Annotated in this window: 11 protein-coding genes; 7 read left to right on the plus strand and 4 right to left on the minus strand. The window is 35.3% G+C overall.

The window, feature by feature from the left end; genetic code table 11:
* The first annotated feature begins 73 nt into the window (after positions 1-73).
* The 7 genes from DCO46_RS01705 (at position 74) to DCO46_RS01735 (ending at position 12555) form a co-directional block, all read left to right on the plus strand.
* Positions 74-3076: a SusC/RagA family TonB-linked outer membrane protein gene (locus DCO46_RS01705; RefSeq protein WP_116750870.1), complete on the plus strand. Its 3003-nt coding sequence runs from the start codon at positions 74-76 to the stop codon at positions 3074-3076.
* Positions 3077-3176: 100 nt separating this feature from the next.
* Positions 3177-4697, plus strand: coding sequence for a RagB/SusD family nutrient uptake outer membrane protein (locus DCO46_RS01710; protein WP_116750871.1), 1521 nt, complete (start codon positions 3177-3179; stop codon positions 4695-4697).
* Positions 4698-4720: 23 nt separating this feature from the next.
* Complete coding sequence (locus DCO46_RS01715) at positions 4721-5902, plus strand: glycoside hydrolase family 88 protein (RefSeq protein ID WP_116750872.1); 1182 nt, start codon at positions 4721-4723, stop codon at positions 5900-5902.
* Positions 5903-5905: 3 nt separating this feature from the next.
* Positions 5906-8338, plus strand: coding sequence for a glycoside hydrolase family 2 protein (locus tag DCO46_RS01720; RefSeq protein WP_116750873.1), 2433 nt, complete (start codon positions 5906-5908; stop codon positions 8336-8338).
* Positions 8339-8565: 227 nt separating this feature from the next.
* Positions 8566-10380: a glycoside hydrolase family 2 protein gene (locus DCO46_RS01725; protein ID WP_116750874.1), complete on the plus strand. Its 1815-nt coding sequence runs from the start codon at positions 8566-8568 to the stop codon at positions 10378-10380.
* A 106-nt stretch (positions 10381-10486) separates the two neighbouring features.
* Positions 10487-11050: a DUF2911 domain-containing protein gene (locus DCO46_RS01730; RefSeq protein ID WP_116750875.1), complete on the plus strand. Its 564-nt coding sequence runs from the start codon at positions 10487-10489 to the stop codon at positions 11048-11050.
* A 110-nt stretch (positions 11051-11160) separates the two neighbouring features.
* The gene (locus DCO46_RS01735) at positions 11161-12555 is read left to right on the plus strand and encodes a serine hydrolase domain-containing protein (protein ID WP_116750876.1); all 1395 of its coding nucleotides are present in this window, start codon (positions 11161-11163) and stop codon (positions 12553-12555) included.
* Between the two features lie 103 nt (positions 12556-12658).
* On the opposite strand, the gene DCO46_RS01740 is transcribed toward DCO46_RS01735, so the two are convergent.
* From DCO46_RS01740 to DCO46_RS23370, 4 genes are read right to left on the minus strand one after another with little or no spacing between them, the layout of a single operon-like run.
* Positions 12659-13804 (minus strand): SH3 domain-containing protein, encoded by a 1146-nt coding sequence (locus DCO46_RS01740; RefSeq protein ID WP_165828778.1) that lies wholly within the window; start codon positions 13802-13804, stop codon positions 12659-12661.
* 4 nt (positions 13805-13808) lie between these two features.
* Entirely contained in the window at positions 13809-16421 is a 2613-nt protein-coding gene (locus tag DCO46_RS01745) for a L,D-transpeptidase family protein (protein ID WP_116750878.1), read from the minus strand.
* Positions 16422-16432: 11 nt separating this feature from the next.
* The gene (locus DCO46_RS23365) at positions 16433-16690 is read right to left on the minus strand and encodes a PAAR-like protein (RefSeq protein ID WP_317048028.1); all 258 of its coding nucleotides are present in this window, start codon (positions 16688-16690) and stop codon (positions 16433-16435) included.
* A complete protein-coding gene (locus DCO46_RS23370) occupies positions 16687-16923 on the minus strand; it encodes a hypothetical protein (RefSeq protein ID WP_317048027.1) in 237 nt (78 codons plus the stop codon). The genes DCO46_RS23365 and DCO46_RS23370 overlap by 4 nt, the downstream gene beginning before the upstream one ends.
* Between the last annotated feature and the right edge of the window lie 68 nt (positions 16924-16991).

A 16991-nucleotide genomic window follows, 5' to 3' on the forward strand; every position in this document is an offset into this window, starting at 1 on the left:
TCATGATGTTAATAATAGGAATGAGTTTATTGCTTTTTTATTTTATCTAACATTAACCTTAAACCAAAAATGAATGTTTACAAACCAAAAAATTAAGCCGCTTAAATGGTGCTTTCTGGTAGTCTTATTACTTGGAAACATTGTTATGAATGCACAGGAGAAAAAAGTCACCGGAAAAGTTACTTCCAGTGAAGACTTACTCGGACTTCCTGGTGCCAATGTGTATGTCAAAGGATCTTCTGTGGGAGGATCTACAGATATGGACGGAAATTATTCTGTTTTCGTTTCAGAAAAAAATGCTGTTTTGGTCTTCAACTTTGTAGGATATCAGACAGTTGAAATTCCGGTGGGCAACAAAACTGTGGTAAACGTGAGTTTAAAACCAGATACCAAAAATCTTGAAGAAGTAATTGTTGTGGGTTACGGTACCCGTAAAAAAAGCGACATTACAGGTTCAGTTTCTTCGGTAACGGCAAAAGAACTTACGGCTTATCCTTTGCTAAATGCAGAACAGGCTTTACAGGGGCGCGCCGCGGGTGTTGCTGTACAGTCTAACAATGGTGGTGAACCGGGAGCTCCTGTAAAAATCAGGGTTCGTGGAGGAACGTCTATCAATGCGAGTGGAGATGCTCTTATTGTGGTAGATGGTTTTGCAGGTGTTTCAATGCCGGCGCCTCAGGATATTGCGTCTATAGAGGTTCTGAAAGATGCTTCTGCAACTGCAATCTACGGATCCAGAGGTTCCAACGGGGTTATTATGGTAACCACCAAAAAAGGAAAACCAGGAAAACCGGTAATCGAAATCAGTAACTCAACTTCTATACAAACTGTTAACAACAAACTGCATTTATTAAACGCAGATCAGTTTGTAGCGTACAGAAAAAGTTTTACCACACACACTGCAGCCGGCGAAAACACAGACTGGCAGGATGTTATCTATCGTGACGGAATGGTTTCGAATACACAATTGTCTTTCTCGGGTGGTTCTGATAAAGTAAGATATTATGTTTCCGGAACTTATTTTAATCAGGACGGGGTTGTAATCAATTCAGGAATTGACAAATACACTATTGTAAGCAATCTTGAAGCTGATCTTACTGATAAGTTTAAAGTGGGTTTAAACACTTTTCAAAGCAAACAAAACAAAGAAGGAATTATCAGCCAGACTGGTGCGGGCGGTACGGGTGCTGCGGGTGTAATTGCTTCAGCATACCGATTTATGCCGGATAAAGGAATTTATAATGCTGATGGCACATATACTTCTACAGCGCCAATCGGAGACGATATTGATAATCCGTACGCTACTGCGATGGAGAATATTTTAGAAACTGTTTCTATTGTAAACAGAAATAATTTCTTTGCTTCTTATCAAATTACAAAAGATCTGAATTTCAAAACTACTTTAGGTTTAACCGATAATAATTCACAAACCGGAAGATTTACACCTTCTACTTTGATTGCAGGGAAAAACATTAAGGGAGAAGCTTCTGTAAACAACACCAGATTTTCTTCTTTCCTGACAGAGAATTATTTGACTTTCAAACGTGAAATTATCGAAAAAGGAGTTCTGACCGTATTGGGAGGTTATTCATACCAAAAGAATAAAAACGAAAGTTCGTATGCCGCTTCAAGAGGATTTTTGACGAATACAAACTCATACCGCAATTTAGGGGCAGGAACTGTATTCTTAAAACCGGATTCTAATTTATCAGAAACAGAATTGATTTCTGCTTTCGGAAGGTTGAATTTCGATTATGATGATAAATATTTACTAACGTTTACTGCCAGACGAGATGGTTCTTCAAGCTTTAGTAAAAACTACAAATACGGAACTTTCCCATCCGGAGCTATTGGATGGAATGTTAGTAAAGAAAATTTCTTAAAAGACAGCAAAACAGTTTCAAACCTTAAATTAAGAGCAAGTTACGGAGCAACTGGTAACCCGTCTATCGGTGCCTATTCTACGCTTTCAAGATTCTCTGAAATTTATGATGTGAGCGGTGACGTAATTGTAAATGCAGTTCAGCTGACTTCATTGGACAATCCTAACTTAAAATGGGAAACTTCATACCAACAGGATTACGGAATTGATTTAGGTTTATTTGATAACAGAATCAGCCTTACAGCAGATTATTATAAAACGATTACCAAAGATTTATTATTCAACAGACCGCTTCCGGGAGTTTCAGGAATTGCTTCACAGCTTCAGAACGTGGGTGAATTAGAAAACAAAGGATGGGAACTTGGAATTAATACTAAAAACTTTATTGGGGCAGATTTTACGTGGTCAACAAGTTTTAATATTTCTTCAAACAAAAACAAAGTACTGAAACTAGCTGATAACAAAGACCTTTTGATTAACTCTGCTCCGGGTCACTTCCTGGCAACAGAATCACAGATTTTAAGAGTCGGACAGCCGGTTGGATCTTTCTTTGGGTTTGTTTATGACGGTGTAATCCAACAGGGAGAAACTGTTTTACCAGGTAACTTTGAAACTGCTCCGGGTGGCGAAAAATTCAGGGATGTAAACGGTGACGGAAAATTAGATTCACAGGACAAAACGATTATCGGGAATCCAAATCCGGATTTCATCTTCGGTTTGAACAATGATTTCACTTATAAAAACCTGGATTTAAATATCTTCTTTCAGGGATCACAGGGTAATCAGATTTTGAACTATACTTTGATGGAACTGGCATCAGGAAACAACAATGCTACAACTGAAGTACTGGATGCATGGACTCCAACCAATACCGATACAAATGTTCCTGCCAACGCTGCAAGAACAAAAAGAATTACATCAAGATTTGTTTACGATGCAAGTTACATCCGTTTAAAAAACATCTCTATAGGATATAGCTTAAGCGAAAAAATTGTTTCGAAAATAGGATTAAGCAAAGTTCGTTTTTACATCAGTGCACAAAACCTTTGGACGATTACAGATTATCCGGGTTCAGATCCTGAAACCAATTACTTAAATGACACCAATTCAAGAAGTAATACCAATTTAGGATTGGATTACGGAGGTTATCCAAACGTAAAAACGTTTACAGCAGGATTTAATGTAAAATTTTAGTCTAATAAAAAATATTATGAAATCGCCAGGATTCAAAATCAAATAGCACAACTCAGAATGGCGATTCCATATTCCGTTAAAAAACAAATATTATCCACATATGAAAAAATATATAGCTTTTCTTTTCTTCGGAACACTCGCTTTCTTTAGCTGTTCTGATCTGGAAGAACATCCGGTAGGAATTATTCGTCCAGAAAACTTTTTCAACAATACAGACGATTTGCAGGCAGCTGTAAACGGAAGTTTTGCCAATATTGCTCACAATAATTATTGGGGAAGAGAATTTACAATTGCATTAATGCTTAGAGATGACATGGCCGATATTGGCGACAGAACTACTCAGGCAGCACGTATTGATGTAAATGACATGAATATGAACGATACCAATGCACTTGTGGCCAACTTCTGGCCTCAGTCGTATGTAATCATTACAGCAGCAAATCAGGCTATTGAAGGTGCTAAAAAAACACCCGGAGATCCTGCAAAAGTAAACGCGATTGTGGCACAGGCTTATTTTGCAAGAGCTTTTACTTATTACCATTTAGTACGCCTTTTTGGAGACATTCCATACATTGATTTTGTTGTAAACGATGTTTCTCAGGTAAACTCTTTAAGCAGAACCAAAGAAGCTGATGTTTATCCAAAAATTATTGCCGATTTAGAATTTGCAAAACAATGGCTGGATGACAAGCCAAAAGTAAAAGCGGTTCCGGGTAAAGCTACTGCAGCAGGATATCTGGCTTCTGTATATTTAACCCTTAAAAATTATCAAAAAGCATATGATGAAGCCAAATTTGTAATTACAAATGAAGCCAAGTTTGGTTTAGGATTAGATGCCGATTTTCAGGATTTGTTCAATGCTACAAAGGCGGCATCATTAAAAGAACCTTTGTTTACAATTGATTTTAACAACCTGACATCAGGTAATTATGGTCAGGATTATACGGCATTTTTTACCGGTTCTTTAAAAGACGATAGCTACAGCTACGGTCAGGGGTTTTCTGTGGCTGTGCCATCTCTGAAAGTTTTCAACACCTGGGATCAGAGAGATTACAGAAGAGCGGTAAGTTTTGATACTATCATCAGAAAGAAAACCGGACCTGGGGGTTCATTACAAATTTACCCTTCCAGTGATAACGAAAAAGCACCTCGCCCCCATATTGCCAAATATTATCGTTTTCCAGGAAAAGCAGGTGCCAACGGAAGAACTTCTCAGCACAACTACATCACCATGCGTTACGCCGAGGTATTATTGACTGCTGCTGAAGCTTTAAATGAAATTACTCCGGGAACTACAGAAGCTGACGGTTATGTTAACAGAGTTCGTGCAAGAGCCAGAAATAAAGCCGGTAAGCAGGTTTCTTTTCCTGCAAATGTAACTCCGGGTTTATCTCAGGCTGATTTCAGGAAAATGGTTATTGACGAAAGAAGATTAGAACTGGCTTTTGAATATATCAGATGGTATGACATCAAAAGGCTTCAGAATGGTCCAGAAGTATTTGGTCCGAACGGTTTAGAACCGCATGCTAATTTTGATCCTGCAAAAGATTATTTATGGCCTTTGCCGGGAACTGAGTTGGCAATAAATCCTAATCTGGCTCCTAATAACCACGGTTATTAAAGCCTTATATCTTAAATTTACTTATGAATAAAGTTAATCACATATTATTTATTCTTGGGTTTGCACTGCTGTTTTCAGCGTGCAAATCCAAAAATAATGTTCAAACCAATTCAGCTTCAGATTCCAATAATCTTCTTGAAACCCGTTACAGAATGATGATGGAATATCCTGTAGATTCTATGTCAATGCCACGCAGCATGACCATAAAATCCAATCTCATAAAGAAAGTACCTTCGCGAGATTGGACAAGTGGTTTTTTTGCCGGAAACTTATGGCAATTGTACCGATTAACAGGAAATTCAGATTATAAAAAACAGGCCGAAAAGTGGACTCCTTTTAGTAAAAAAGAAAGTGTAAACAGAGGTTCGCACGATGTTGGTTTTAAAGTTTTCTGCGCTTTTGGCGAAGGCCTGAAAGTCGAAAAAAACAGCGATTACGAGCAAACAATCATCAAGGGAGCCGAAACTTTATGCACGCGTTTTGACGAAAAAGTGGGTGCAATCCGTTCCTGGGATTTCAATAAAGAAATCTGGGATTATCCGGTTATCATTGATAATATGATGAATCTGGAATTACTTTTTGAAGCATCCAAATTATCAGGCAACAAAAAATACCATGATATTGCTGTACAGCATGCCAATACCACGCTAAAAAATCAGTTTAGAAAAGACAACAGTTGTTATCACGTTATTGATTATAATCCGGCTACGGGTGCTGTCAGAAAAAAAACAACTTTGCAAGGGTATAATGATGATTCTGTGTGGGCACGCGGTCAGGCCTGGGCAGTTTACGGATTTACTATGTCGTACCGATATACTAAAGACAAAGCCTATATCGATCAGGCAGAAGCCACTGCAGCCTTTTTTATGACAAATAAAAACCTGCCCGAAGACGGGATTCCGTATTGGGATTTTAAAGATCCGGCAATTCCAGATTCAGCACGCGATGTTTCTGCCGCAACTATAATGGCGTCTGCTTTATATGAACTTTATGGTTATACCAAAAATGAACGTTATCTCGCTTTCGCGGATAAAATAATCAGGACTTTACATTCGGAAAAATACATTTTAAACAAAGAAATCAATGCACCTTTTATTCTCGATCACAGTACCGGCAACTGGCCAAAACATGATGAAATCGATGAACCTATAGTCTATGCCGATTATTATTTTCTGGAAGCATTATTAAGAAAAAAAGACTTATAACATATGAGAAAACAACCTTACCACTATAAGTCTTTTTTTGCGTTAGTTTTTGTTTTTCAGTTTTGTCTGGGCAGCGTTTTTGCCCAGACAAAAACTATAATGCGGACAAAAATGAATATTAATGATAATTGGCTTTATTTAGAAAACAACACTCCAAACCTAAATGATGCTCAAAAAGCAGTCAACTGGACCGGAATAAATTTACCTCACAGCTGGAACAGCGAAGATGCCACAGACTTAAATCCGGGCTACAGACGTGATGCTAGCTGGTATCAGAAAAAATTAAACGTTCGTCAAATTGATAAGGACCAACGCTATTTTTTATATTTTGAAGGATCTAATGTAACCACCAGAGTATATGTAAACGGAACAGAGGCCGGTGGACATATCGGCGGTTATATCGGATTCACAATTGACGTTACCCAATATATCAAAGCCGGAAACAATGAGATTTTTGTTCGCGTTGATAATAGTTATGATATCGAAATTATCCCGTCCCAAAAAAGTGACTTTTTTATTTATGGAGGAATTACACGTGATGTCTGGTTTTTATCCAAATACAAAACCAACATTGATAACCTGAAAATTTCAACTCCCGAAGTATCGGCTAAAAAATCTTCCTTAAACGTTATTGCATCCACTATCAATCCTGATAATGCCAAAGAACTTTCATTAACGGTAGTTTTGAAAAATCCGAAAGGGAAAAAGGTCGCGAGTAAAACAGTTCCGGTTACGGATAAAAAATCTACTATAACTTTTGAAAACATCAAAAATCCTGAATTATGGGATACGCAAAAACCTAATTTATATACGGTAACTGCTGTTTTATCCGAAAAAAATCAGGTTAAAGACAGTGTTAATGAGAAAGTGGGTTTCAGATGGTTTGAGTTTAAAGATCATGGCCCATTTTACCTTAACGGAAAAAGACTTCTGATTCGTGGTACACACCGACACGAAGAACAAGCCGGAGTTGGCGCTGCCATGAGCAATGCACAACATCGTGCCGATATGGAATCGATAAAAAAAATGGGGGCTAATTTTGTTCGTCTCGCACATTATCCGCAAGATCCTGAAATTTACAAAGCCTGCGATGAACTTGGTCTTTTGGTTTGGGACGAATTGCCTTGGTGTCGTGGCGGAATTGGTGATGAGCTCTGGAAAACGAATACCAAAAATATGCTGGCAGAAATCATCAGTCAAAATTATAACCATCCAAGTATTATTATCTGGTCTTTAGGAAATGAAATGAACTGGCTTCCGGATTTTCCCGACGGGGATAATACAGAAAAAACAAATGCTTTCTTAACCGAAATAAATGATATTGCGCATAAATTAGATCCAAACAGAAAAACAGCTATCAGAAAATACTATGAAGGCTCGCATATTGTTGATGTCTTCTCCCCTTCTATCTGGTCTGGGTGGTATTCAGGAAGTTATAAGAGTTATCAAAAAGCGATAGACGTTTACAAAAAAGAATACAACCATTTTATTCATGCAGAATATGGCGGAGACAGTCATGTCGGACGCCACAGCGAAAATCCGATAACCGGTGAAGGCATTATAAAGGCCGAAGGCTGGGAAGAAGCAATTGTGCAGACCAAAGTGGCTAATGTGGCACAAATTGGGGATTGGAGCGAAAATTATATCGTCGACTTATTCGACTGGCACTTGCATATATCCGAGAATGATCCAACGTTTGTGGGTAATATTCAGTGGGCATTCAAGGATTTTGCAACGCCGTTACGTCCCGAAGATGATATTCCCTACATGAACCAAAAAGGATTGGTGGACAGAAACGGGATTCCGAAAGATGCCTATTATGTCTTTAAAAGTTACTGGGGCGACGAACCATTCGCCTATATCGAATCCCATACCTGGACAGAGCGTCAGGGACCTGAAAACACACCAAGAACAATTAATGTTTTTAGCAATTGCGAAAAAGTAACCTTATATCACGACGGAAAAAATCTTGGTGAAAAACAAAGAAATATTGCCAGTTATCCTGCTTGTGGCCTGACGTGGGATATTAATTTCAAAAAGGGAGAAAATGTTTTAGTTGCGATTGGAAAAAATAAAGAAGGTAAAACAGTATCAGATACGCTAAAAGTAAATTATCGTTTTAACAAAAATGAATCGGCTGTATCGCTGCAATTATCTTCAGAAAAACTAAAAAACGGAAACTATCTTGTGACGGCTATTGCGGTAGATAATAACAATTTACGTTGTTTAGATTATGAAGAAAGCGTATATTTCCAATGTCTTAAAGGTGGGAAAACCTTAAAAAACCAGGGAACTCCTACGGGAAGTGAATCTATTAAAATGGCAAACGGAAAAGCTGCTATTGAAGTTATTCCCGATGGATTGAATATCCCGATTGAAATGACGGTTCTGAACCAGAATTTTAAAGGAGAATATTTGAAGATTCCTGTTCAATAAAAAAGCTTTTTTTGCCATAAAGGCGCTAAGGAGCAAAGTTTTAAAAGTTTGTTTGTCATTCTGACGAAGGAAGAATCTTCGTAAGTAGCTCTACAAAAATTGGCGATTTAGCTTGCGGAGTTACTCGTGAAGATTCTTCCTTCGTCAGAATGACAAAAATGAGAAAAAACTTTGTGCCTTACCGCTTTAGTGATAAAAAACACACCAAATAAAAAACAAAATAAAAAATGAAAAAACTATTAATCACATTATTCCTGACAGCTTTTGCAATTGGACAATCGCAAGGTCTAATCTCGAATGTCCCAAACCGAAACACCACTTCATTAAACGGCGTTTGGAATTATATCGTAGATCCTTATGAAACGGGATATTACAGCTTTCACCATGATGTTTATGATCAGCAGAAAAAACCAAGTAATGCGGCTTATTTTAATAATTATCATGCTGTAAACAAACAGGAACTGGTTGAATATGATTTTGATAAATCTCCAAAAATAAACATTCCCGGCGATTGGACTTCCCAGGTTCCGGAACTTAAATATTATGAAGGAACAGTCTGGTTAAAAAAATCTTTTGATTATGATTTAAAAGAAAAAAAACGACTTTTTGAATATATCGGAGCCATTAACTACAAAGCCGATGTGTATTTAAACGGAAAAAAACTGGGAACACACGAAGGAGGTTTTACACCATTTAATTATGAAGTAACTTCAATCGTAAAACCAAAAGATAATTATCTGGTTATAAAAGTAGATAATACCCGCCATAAGGAAGATGTCCCGACACTTAATACCGATTGGTGGAATTACGGCGGAATCACCCGTGATGTTACTTTGATAGAAGAATCAGAATCTTTTATAGAAGACTACACTATTCAGTTAAACAAAAATGATAAAAACAAAATTTCAGGTTTTATTAAAATCAATAATTTAAACCCAACTCAAAATCAGGCTTCTGTTACTATTCCCGAATTAAAGATTAATTACAAAGGAAAAGTAGGTGCTGACGGAATTTTGAAATTTGAAATTCCGGTGAAAAACGTTTCATACTGGTCTCCTGAAAATCCTAAATTATATGAGGTAACAGTAGATTTTAATGGACAAAAATTAAAAGACAATATTGGTTTCAGAACTATTGAAACGCAGGGTGACAAAATTTTATTAAACGGAAAACAAATCTTTTTGCGTGGAATTTCAATCCATGAAGAAAATGCAAAAGGCGGCCGTGCAAACTCTGAAGAAGATGCTCTGCGTTTATTAAACTGGGCGCAGGAACTGGGCTGCAATTATGTACGTCTGGCACATTATCCTCATAACGAAAACATCATCCGAATGGCCGATAAACTGGGTTTAATGGTTTGGGAAGAAATTCCGGTTTACTGGACTGTTGAGTTTACCAGAAAAGAGACGTATCAAAACGCTGAAAATCAACTAACATCGGCAATAACAAGAGATAAAAACAGAGCGTGTATTATTATTTGGTCAATGGCCAATGAAACTCCAATTTCTGATGCCAGAAATGAATTCATAAAAAATCTGGGAAGCCATACAAAATCATTGGATAATACCAGATTAATCAGTGCTGCCTTATTAACGCAAAGTGGTGCAGACGGCTTTGGAACCATAAATGATGCTATTGGTGAATTTCTGGATATTATTGCCTTCAACCAGTATTTAGGCTGGTACGGTGGTAATCTGGAAGACGCAGAGAAAATTTTATGGAAAACCAAATACAACAAACCTGTAATTGTATCTGAATTTGGAGGCGATGCCAAAGCCGGATTACATGGAGAAAAAAACGAACGCTGGACAGAAGAATATCAGGAATATCTCTACATTCAGAACCTGAAAATGATTGAAAAAATTCCGCATTTAAGTGGTTTAAGTCCGTGGATTCTGGTAGATTTCAGATCACCAAGAAGACTGCTTCCGGGCATTCAGGATGAATACAACAGAAAAGGTCTGATTTCAAATGACGGTCAGAAAAAGAAAGCTTTTTATATCATGCACGACTGGTATGCAAAGAAGAAAAAAGAACAATAAAAAAATTTTTCTTCATTAGCAATTCATTAACAAAAAACAAACTGTAATTATATGATTTTTCTTCATTATTAATTTACTTTGTAATCATTCTAAAAATTGTAATCCTATGAAAAAAATTTATTTACTGGCAGTTACATTGTTTGCTGCTTTTACAGTTCAGGCACAAGATGTAGTAAAATTTGCTCCGCTTGATGCTAGTCCGGTTGATATTTCTTATTTCCCAAACAAAGCCGTTAAATTCAAAAAAACAGATAATCCTAATCCGGTTGTCAAAGTTATTTACGCAAGACCTTCTGCAAAAGGAAGAACTATTTTTGGGGATGTTGTGAAGTTTGGCGAAATCTGGAGAGTAGGTGCTAACGAAAATACAGAAATCAAATTCTACAAACCAGTAACTATCGGTGGTAAAAATGTTCCGGCAGGATATTACAGTTTATTTGCTATTCCTGAAAAAGACAAATGGACAATCATCATCAATAAAGAATTGGATTTATGGGGTGGTTACGCTTATGACGAAAGTAAAGATGTTGTAAGAGTTTCAGTTCCTGTAAAATCAGTTTCTGAAGTTATTGAAGCTTTATCTATTGCATTTACTACTCAGGGTAATGTAGCCAATTTAGTTATCGGATGGGATAAAACAACAGTTGAATTGCCTATTACGATCAAATAAGTTTTCTAAAAAAATACATCTGAAAAGAGACACTAAATTTTTTAATTAAGTGTCTCTTTTTTTTATAACTTTCATCAATTAACTAACCAACAACCTTTTAAAGCCAAAAGATGAAAAGAAACCCTATACTGCTTTTATTTCTATTGACCATTTATACCAGTTATTCGCAACAATTTAAGGCGACTTATGAACAATTAAAAGAATACGAAGGTATTTATGAATCTGTAAATAAAACTACTCTCAAAATAGCTGCTTCTCCAAAAGATACGACACTCTATGCTATTATAAATGAAAGCAAATACAAATTAAAAACAATAGATAAGGACATTTTTGAAAATATGTCTGGTGAACAAGTTACTTTTAATAGAAAAGCCAATATTGTTAGCGGTTACTCTACTGAGGGAAACACTTATAATCTGATTAATAAAAAAGTAGTTTTTCCTAAAGAAATGTGGTATCCAAGATTGAATGCTCCAAAGGATTTCAAATATGTGTATGTACAGCCAAAACAAGAACTTGATGGGATAATCACAGCAAACCTTGATAAATCGGGCCTAGATAAAACATTACTGAATGAAATGATGTCAAAGATTGTAGACGGTACACTTCCTAACGTTCATAGTGTTTTGATTATAAAAGACGGCAAATTGGTATTTGAAGAATATTTTTATGAATACAACAAAACCAAACTTCACGAATTGCGATCGGCAACAAAAAGTTTTGTTTCGGCCCTGACGGGAATTGCCATAGATAAAGGTTTTATTAAAAGTAAAGATGAAACTGTCCTGTCTTATTTTCCCGAATACACCTTTAAAAACCTTAACGAAGATAAAAGGGTGATTTCTATCAAAAATCTTCTAACCAATCAAAGTGGCCTTGATTGTGATGTGAGCAATCCAAAATCAGAAGGAAACGAAACAACAATGAATAGTTCTCCTGACTGGATACAATATACGCTTGATTTACCAATGATTGATGTTCCTGGAGGAAAAGGAATGTATTGTTCGGGAAACCCGATAATATTGGGTCGCATTATTGAGAAAACAACGAAAATGCCTTTACCTGAATTTGCAAAACAAACTCTTTTTAAAGATATCGGAATTAAAAATTTCGTTTGGAATTTTAAACCCGATGTTTCCAGTGCCGAAACTTTCTGTCAGCTTTATTTAAGTCCGAGAGATATGGGAAAACTGGGTTTACTTTATCTGAATCAGGGTGCATGGAACGGAAAACAGGTGATTTCTAAAGATTGGGTTAAAGAATCCCTCACAAAACAAACCGTTGTTCAGGGCGTGAATTATGGCTATTTGTGGTGGCTTAAATATCTGGATGTAAATGGCACACGTTTTAACGGAAAAGCTGCACAAGGAAACGGGGGCCAGAAAATTTATATTTGGGAAGAACAAAATATGGTCACCATTATTACCGGAGGGAATTATAATTCACAATCTCCTAGTGATCAGATTATTCAGAAATATATTCTGCCTGCGTTTAATAAAAAGTAAACTTTAATACGTTTTTAATATAACGACGTGAAATAATCTCTTTTTATATAAAATTCCCTTTAAGAAATAAAATCTTAAAGGGAATTTTTTATGTTTATTTAAATTAATCCACCTTTATTTTTGTTTTATATACATATCCTTTTTTACCTTCCTTCGTTTGCACTAACCACCAATCTCCCGAATTGTCTAAAACTTCAACTTGCGAACCTGTAATTATTTTTTGTAAAATTTCTGATGATGTAGTTTTGTCTTTTCTAAGATTAGTAAAGCCATCTTTGTCTATTATTTTTCCAAAAAATAAAGATTCTTCATCTGACATTGATAAATATGTTTGAGTGTAATTATTAACTAAAGAGTAGTTATAATAACCATTGGCTTTAAATTTATTTAATAGGTCAGGATTTTGAACATAAAAATTATTTAATAAACTATATCCCTTATTGTCACTTAAATCTTTATCTTCATAATTTTTCAATTCAACTTCAATTAAATAAGCCAAAGTTTGTTCTAATAATTTTGATTCAACTTTTTCTTTAACTTTTGTCGCATTACTATGCAAAAAATAAGCTAGATCAAAAATAAATTCAGGATTTTTAGTTGTAATATCCGAAATCATTTTTTTTCTGATTATTTCTGATTTACTTCTGTTATTATACCATAATAGGTGCCATTTAAAATCATCATTATACTCATCTATTTTCTTTAAGTTCTTAATAAATGAGCTGTAGAGAAAATTATTTTTTTCATAATTTAAGTACACTACAATATCTTCTGTTTTACCAGCATCTTTACTTATTTTCGATATTGCCATTAATTCGTCATTGAACAATATCTTATTATAATTTACAAAATCAACGTTATAGTTATTATTCATATCTTCTTTTAATATTTCTGCAAAAGCGTCGCCTGCTCCATTAATAATTCCTCGATCCACTTGATAAGTATCAATAAATCCCTCATTACCCATTGCAGTAAATCCAAGTCCTCTCTCCAGAAACACATCGTTAAATTTTGCTTCATATATATCTACACCAAAGTATTCGTTAATTTTATTTTTGAAATCCTGATGTTCTAAAAATTTATAGCCATTAGTTCTTAATAATTTTTCCATTAATGGTAAATATTCTATATACAATTTATCTTCATTCTTCTTTATTGAACCTTTAATTTCCATTTTTTTTTCTTTTGTTTGTGAGTTACAACTAACTACTAAAGTTGTTAGCATAAATAAAATCATTGCTTTTTTCATTGCTTTATTGTTTTGCATTTTTACTGTAATTTCTTTTTTTATCCTTTGGGTCGGCAACTAAATTGTATTTTTTATATACATCACTCATTGAATCTACCTCTTCAACATATACGTTGATTATTTTTCCTTTAAGTTTAAGTGCATTATAATGTTCTACCAGATTCTTCATATCCGTATTATATATTCTAATACATCCGTAAGTAACCATTAAAGGACCATTATCATTTATTCCAAGTTTAGTGGTATGACCAGAATGAATAGCTATACCGTCTCTTTTTCCTGGAGCAGTTGCTTTTTTAGCATCTCCAGTCATTCCGTTTATATGAATTAAGCCATGATTGCCATAACTGGCTTCACCAATATGTGTTCTAGAATAATAAGAAGACCAGAGTCCTGTTGGAGTACTACCTTTTCCATTACGCTCAAAAAAGTTATTATTGACAGTACCCATTGCTAATGCATACCCTTTCAATATAATTTCAGAATCATCAAAAAAAACAAATAATCCTTCCGTAGTTCTGTCTTTAGGAACTATGACATTAATATAAGCTGTTTTTGAATCTGCTGTATATTCCTCATCATAAGTAGAAAATTTACCTTTTGTTTTAGGAGTTTCAACCTTTTCTCCCCATTTGCAATTATCAATTTTAAAAGTTTTTGATGTTACATCATTAAAAGCTCTTTGTTTCTCTCTATGATTAGAAGAAGAATTACCTTTTTCGTCTTTTACTGGCGCATCATTACCCACTTTAGGACAAATCTTATTGACTACATCTTGAGTTTTATTAGCTATATTATTAATATTCTTCCATTTAAAAAATATCATTGAACTTAAAACCGATAATTCAATTTTTTCTCCTATTAAATCAGGGTTTTCTACAACATCAATAGCATCTTTTTTTGTAAATAAGTTGCAGTATTTATAAAATGCTTTCCCAGTGACTTGAATTAATCCTCTTCCTCTATATTTCCAACCATCACTTTTAGCTGTATTACCTAATTCTGTAGCTTTTGCAGCAGGAGGGGAATAAGCCCAATTTGCTATTTTCTGTTGATTTTCTAAAGAAACTCCTGGTTTTTTTGGCTTGATAGATGATCTTCCCCATAATTTTGCCTTTTCTTTACCGTCTTTTGTTTGAAATGCTTTGAAAATTGACAAACTTTCATAATAATAATTAAAATTTTCACCTTCTTTCAAACTTAGACTTAAACCTGATTCAACTCTTGCTTGCGCAAACAAATGAGCTTTATTCCAGCATGTATCCATTCCTAAATCTTTCATATATTTCGTATAAGTTTCAGCTACTATAGCTAATTTCGCTGGACTTGCATTTGGAAATATCTGATTCAACTCAGCAGGAACTACTGGCTTACAGCAATTTGGACACAATCCTTCTTTTTCCTTTTTTTCAACTTTAGATATACCAACCTTCAAAACTTTATTAGTAACCTCTACAGGATCCTGCTTAAAAACCGTAGCATCAACATCAACTACTGCACTTTTTATAAAATCATGTGTCTGCAAAACTTCGATTTCAGCAAAAAGTTCCTGCTCATCTCCTTCTGCCCAATTGTTTCCGCCCAGGCTTCTGGGTATTGTATCTAATGATACTGGTAAGGTATGAAGGTCTGATTTTATCTTGAAGTTTTGAGTAAACAAAAGGTCATTGCTAACCACATCTTCTTCATACAATTTAAGGCAGACTTCTTTCCCTGCTAATCCTGTCGAATTTATTAAAACCCTGATCTGTTTTTCTTTAAACACGCCTTTTATCTGGTGGCCTGCTGTATCTGTAATATGTACAGAATTAATTTTTCCCTTTACTGCTTTGGGTGCAGTTGGAACATTAGGTTTTTGCGCTGCAGGTTTGTTTTTAACAGGTTGTTGCGGAGTTGTTTTACCTTTGAATGGGGCAGTTGGTGCTTCAGAAGCATCGACGTTTACATTATTGCTTGGTATTTTTTCCTGATCTAACTGAGCTGTTACATAATATTCGTGAACCTTGTCGTTTTCCTGGCCGTTTTTTGTTGCAATTTTTGCAAAGCTTGGTTTTAAAAGAAAATCAATATCCGCAATTCCATCCCTGACAATTCCGGATTTTGTTTCGATAAAGTTTGTCTCATTGGCCTTATCATGACCTGCTCCTTTTACATCATCTTCCCAAAGCGTAACAAACACTCTTCTTTTCTCCATATGCAGGCAATGCACCCGGGCTTTAACCGTTTGTCCATAAGATAAGCGTCCTTCTATTTTTTTTCCGCTTTTATCAAGTAATCTTACATCATCAATTTTTGGCTGGCCCGGAAGCGGTTTTATATCAAGCCGGGCTGTTTCATCTCCTTTTATTGCTACAATTCGAATACCGGCTCTTGTTAAGCTTCCATGACGAAATTTATAGGTTACCAGATTTCCCGTTTTATCATTTTCTTTTGTTTTGCGCCATTTGCCAAGCTCCAACACATAAACCTCCCATTTAATTTGATGCACAACAGGAGCATTCCCGGCAATGCTGAAATTTTGGTCTGCAGAAATTTTCGGAAACAAATTGTTTACCGTATAATGTTCTACAATTCCTACGACTGGATTAGCATTTCCAATTATTTTAAAATCTGACATAATGTTCTGTTTTATTCACAAATTGAGTCTTCTTCCTCTAAACTTTTTTTCAATTCAACTATATCAACCAATGGATTGATCTGGTTACTCAAAAGTTCCTTTGCATTTTTCACATTCTGCTTGCTTGGCTCTGCCTCTTGTCCATGCTTAACGACTGAAATGCAGTCTGCCCCACTAATGGGACAGGTTCCCTTACTGTCTTCTACTAATATTTTGCCCTGATTGCTCAGGGTTATTTTTTCATAAAAGCAACTCCATTGATTGATTATAGCCTGACAAGATTTATAACTGCTTCCTGTGGGCTGTAATTTACAATTGCCAAAGGTGTTTTTTCTAAAGTCTGTCCTAGTTCCTTCGTAGTTGCAATCAGTTTTTTTTCTACATCCTTATCATTGGCAAAATGTTTACTTTGCGATTTTACTTTTAAGGTATCGGTTTGTGGCGTTTCACTAAACTTGCATTTTAACGTTGCGCCCTGAACTACTGCATATTTTCCGCTCATGATTTTTCAAATAAAAAATAGAATTATTCTTTCAAAAATAAAAAATAAATATACTATTTTTCTTTCAA

This window comes from Flavobacterium sp. HTF (genome assembly GCF_003105115.1).
Classification (GTDB): Bacteria; Bacteroidota; Bacteroidia; order Flavobacteriales; family Flavobacteriaceae; genus Flavobacterium.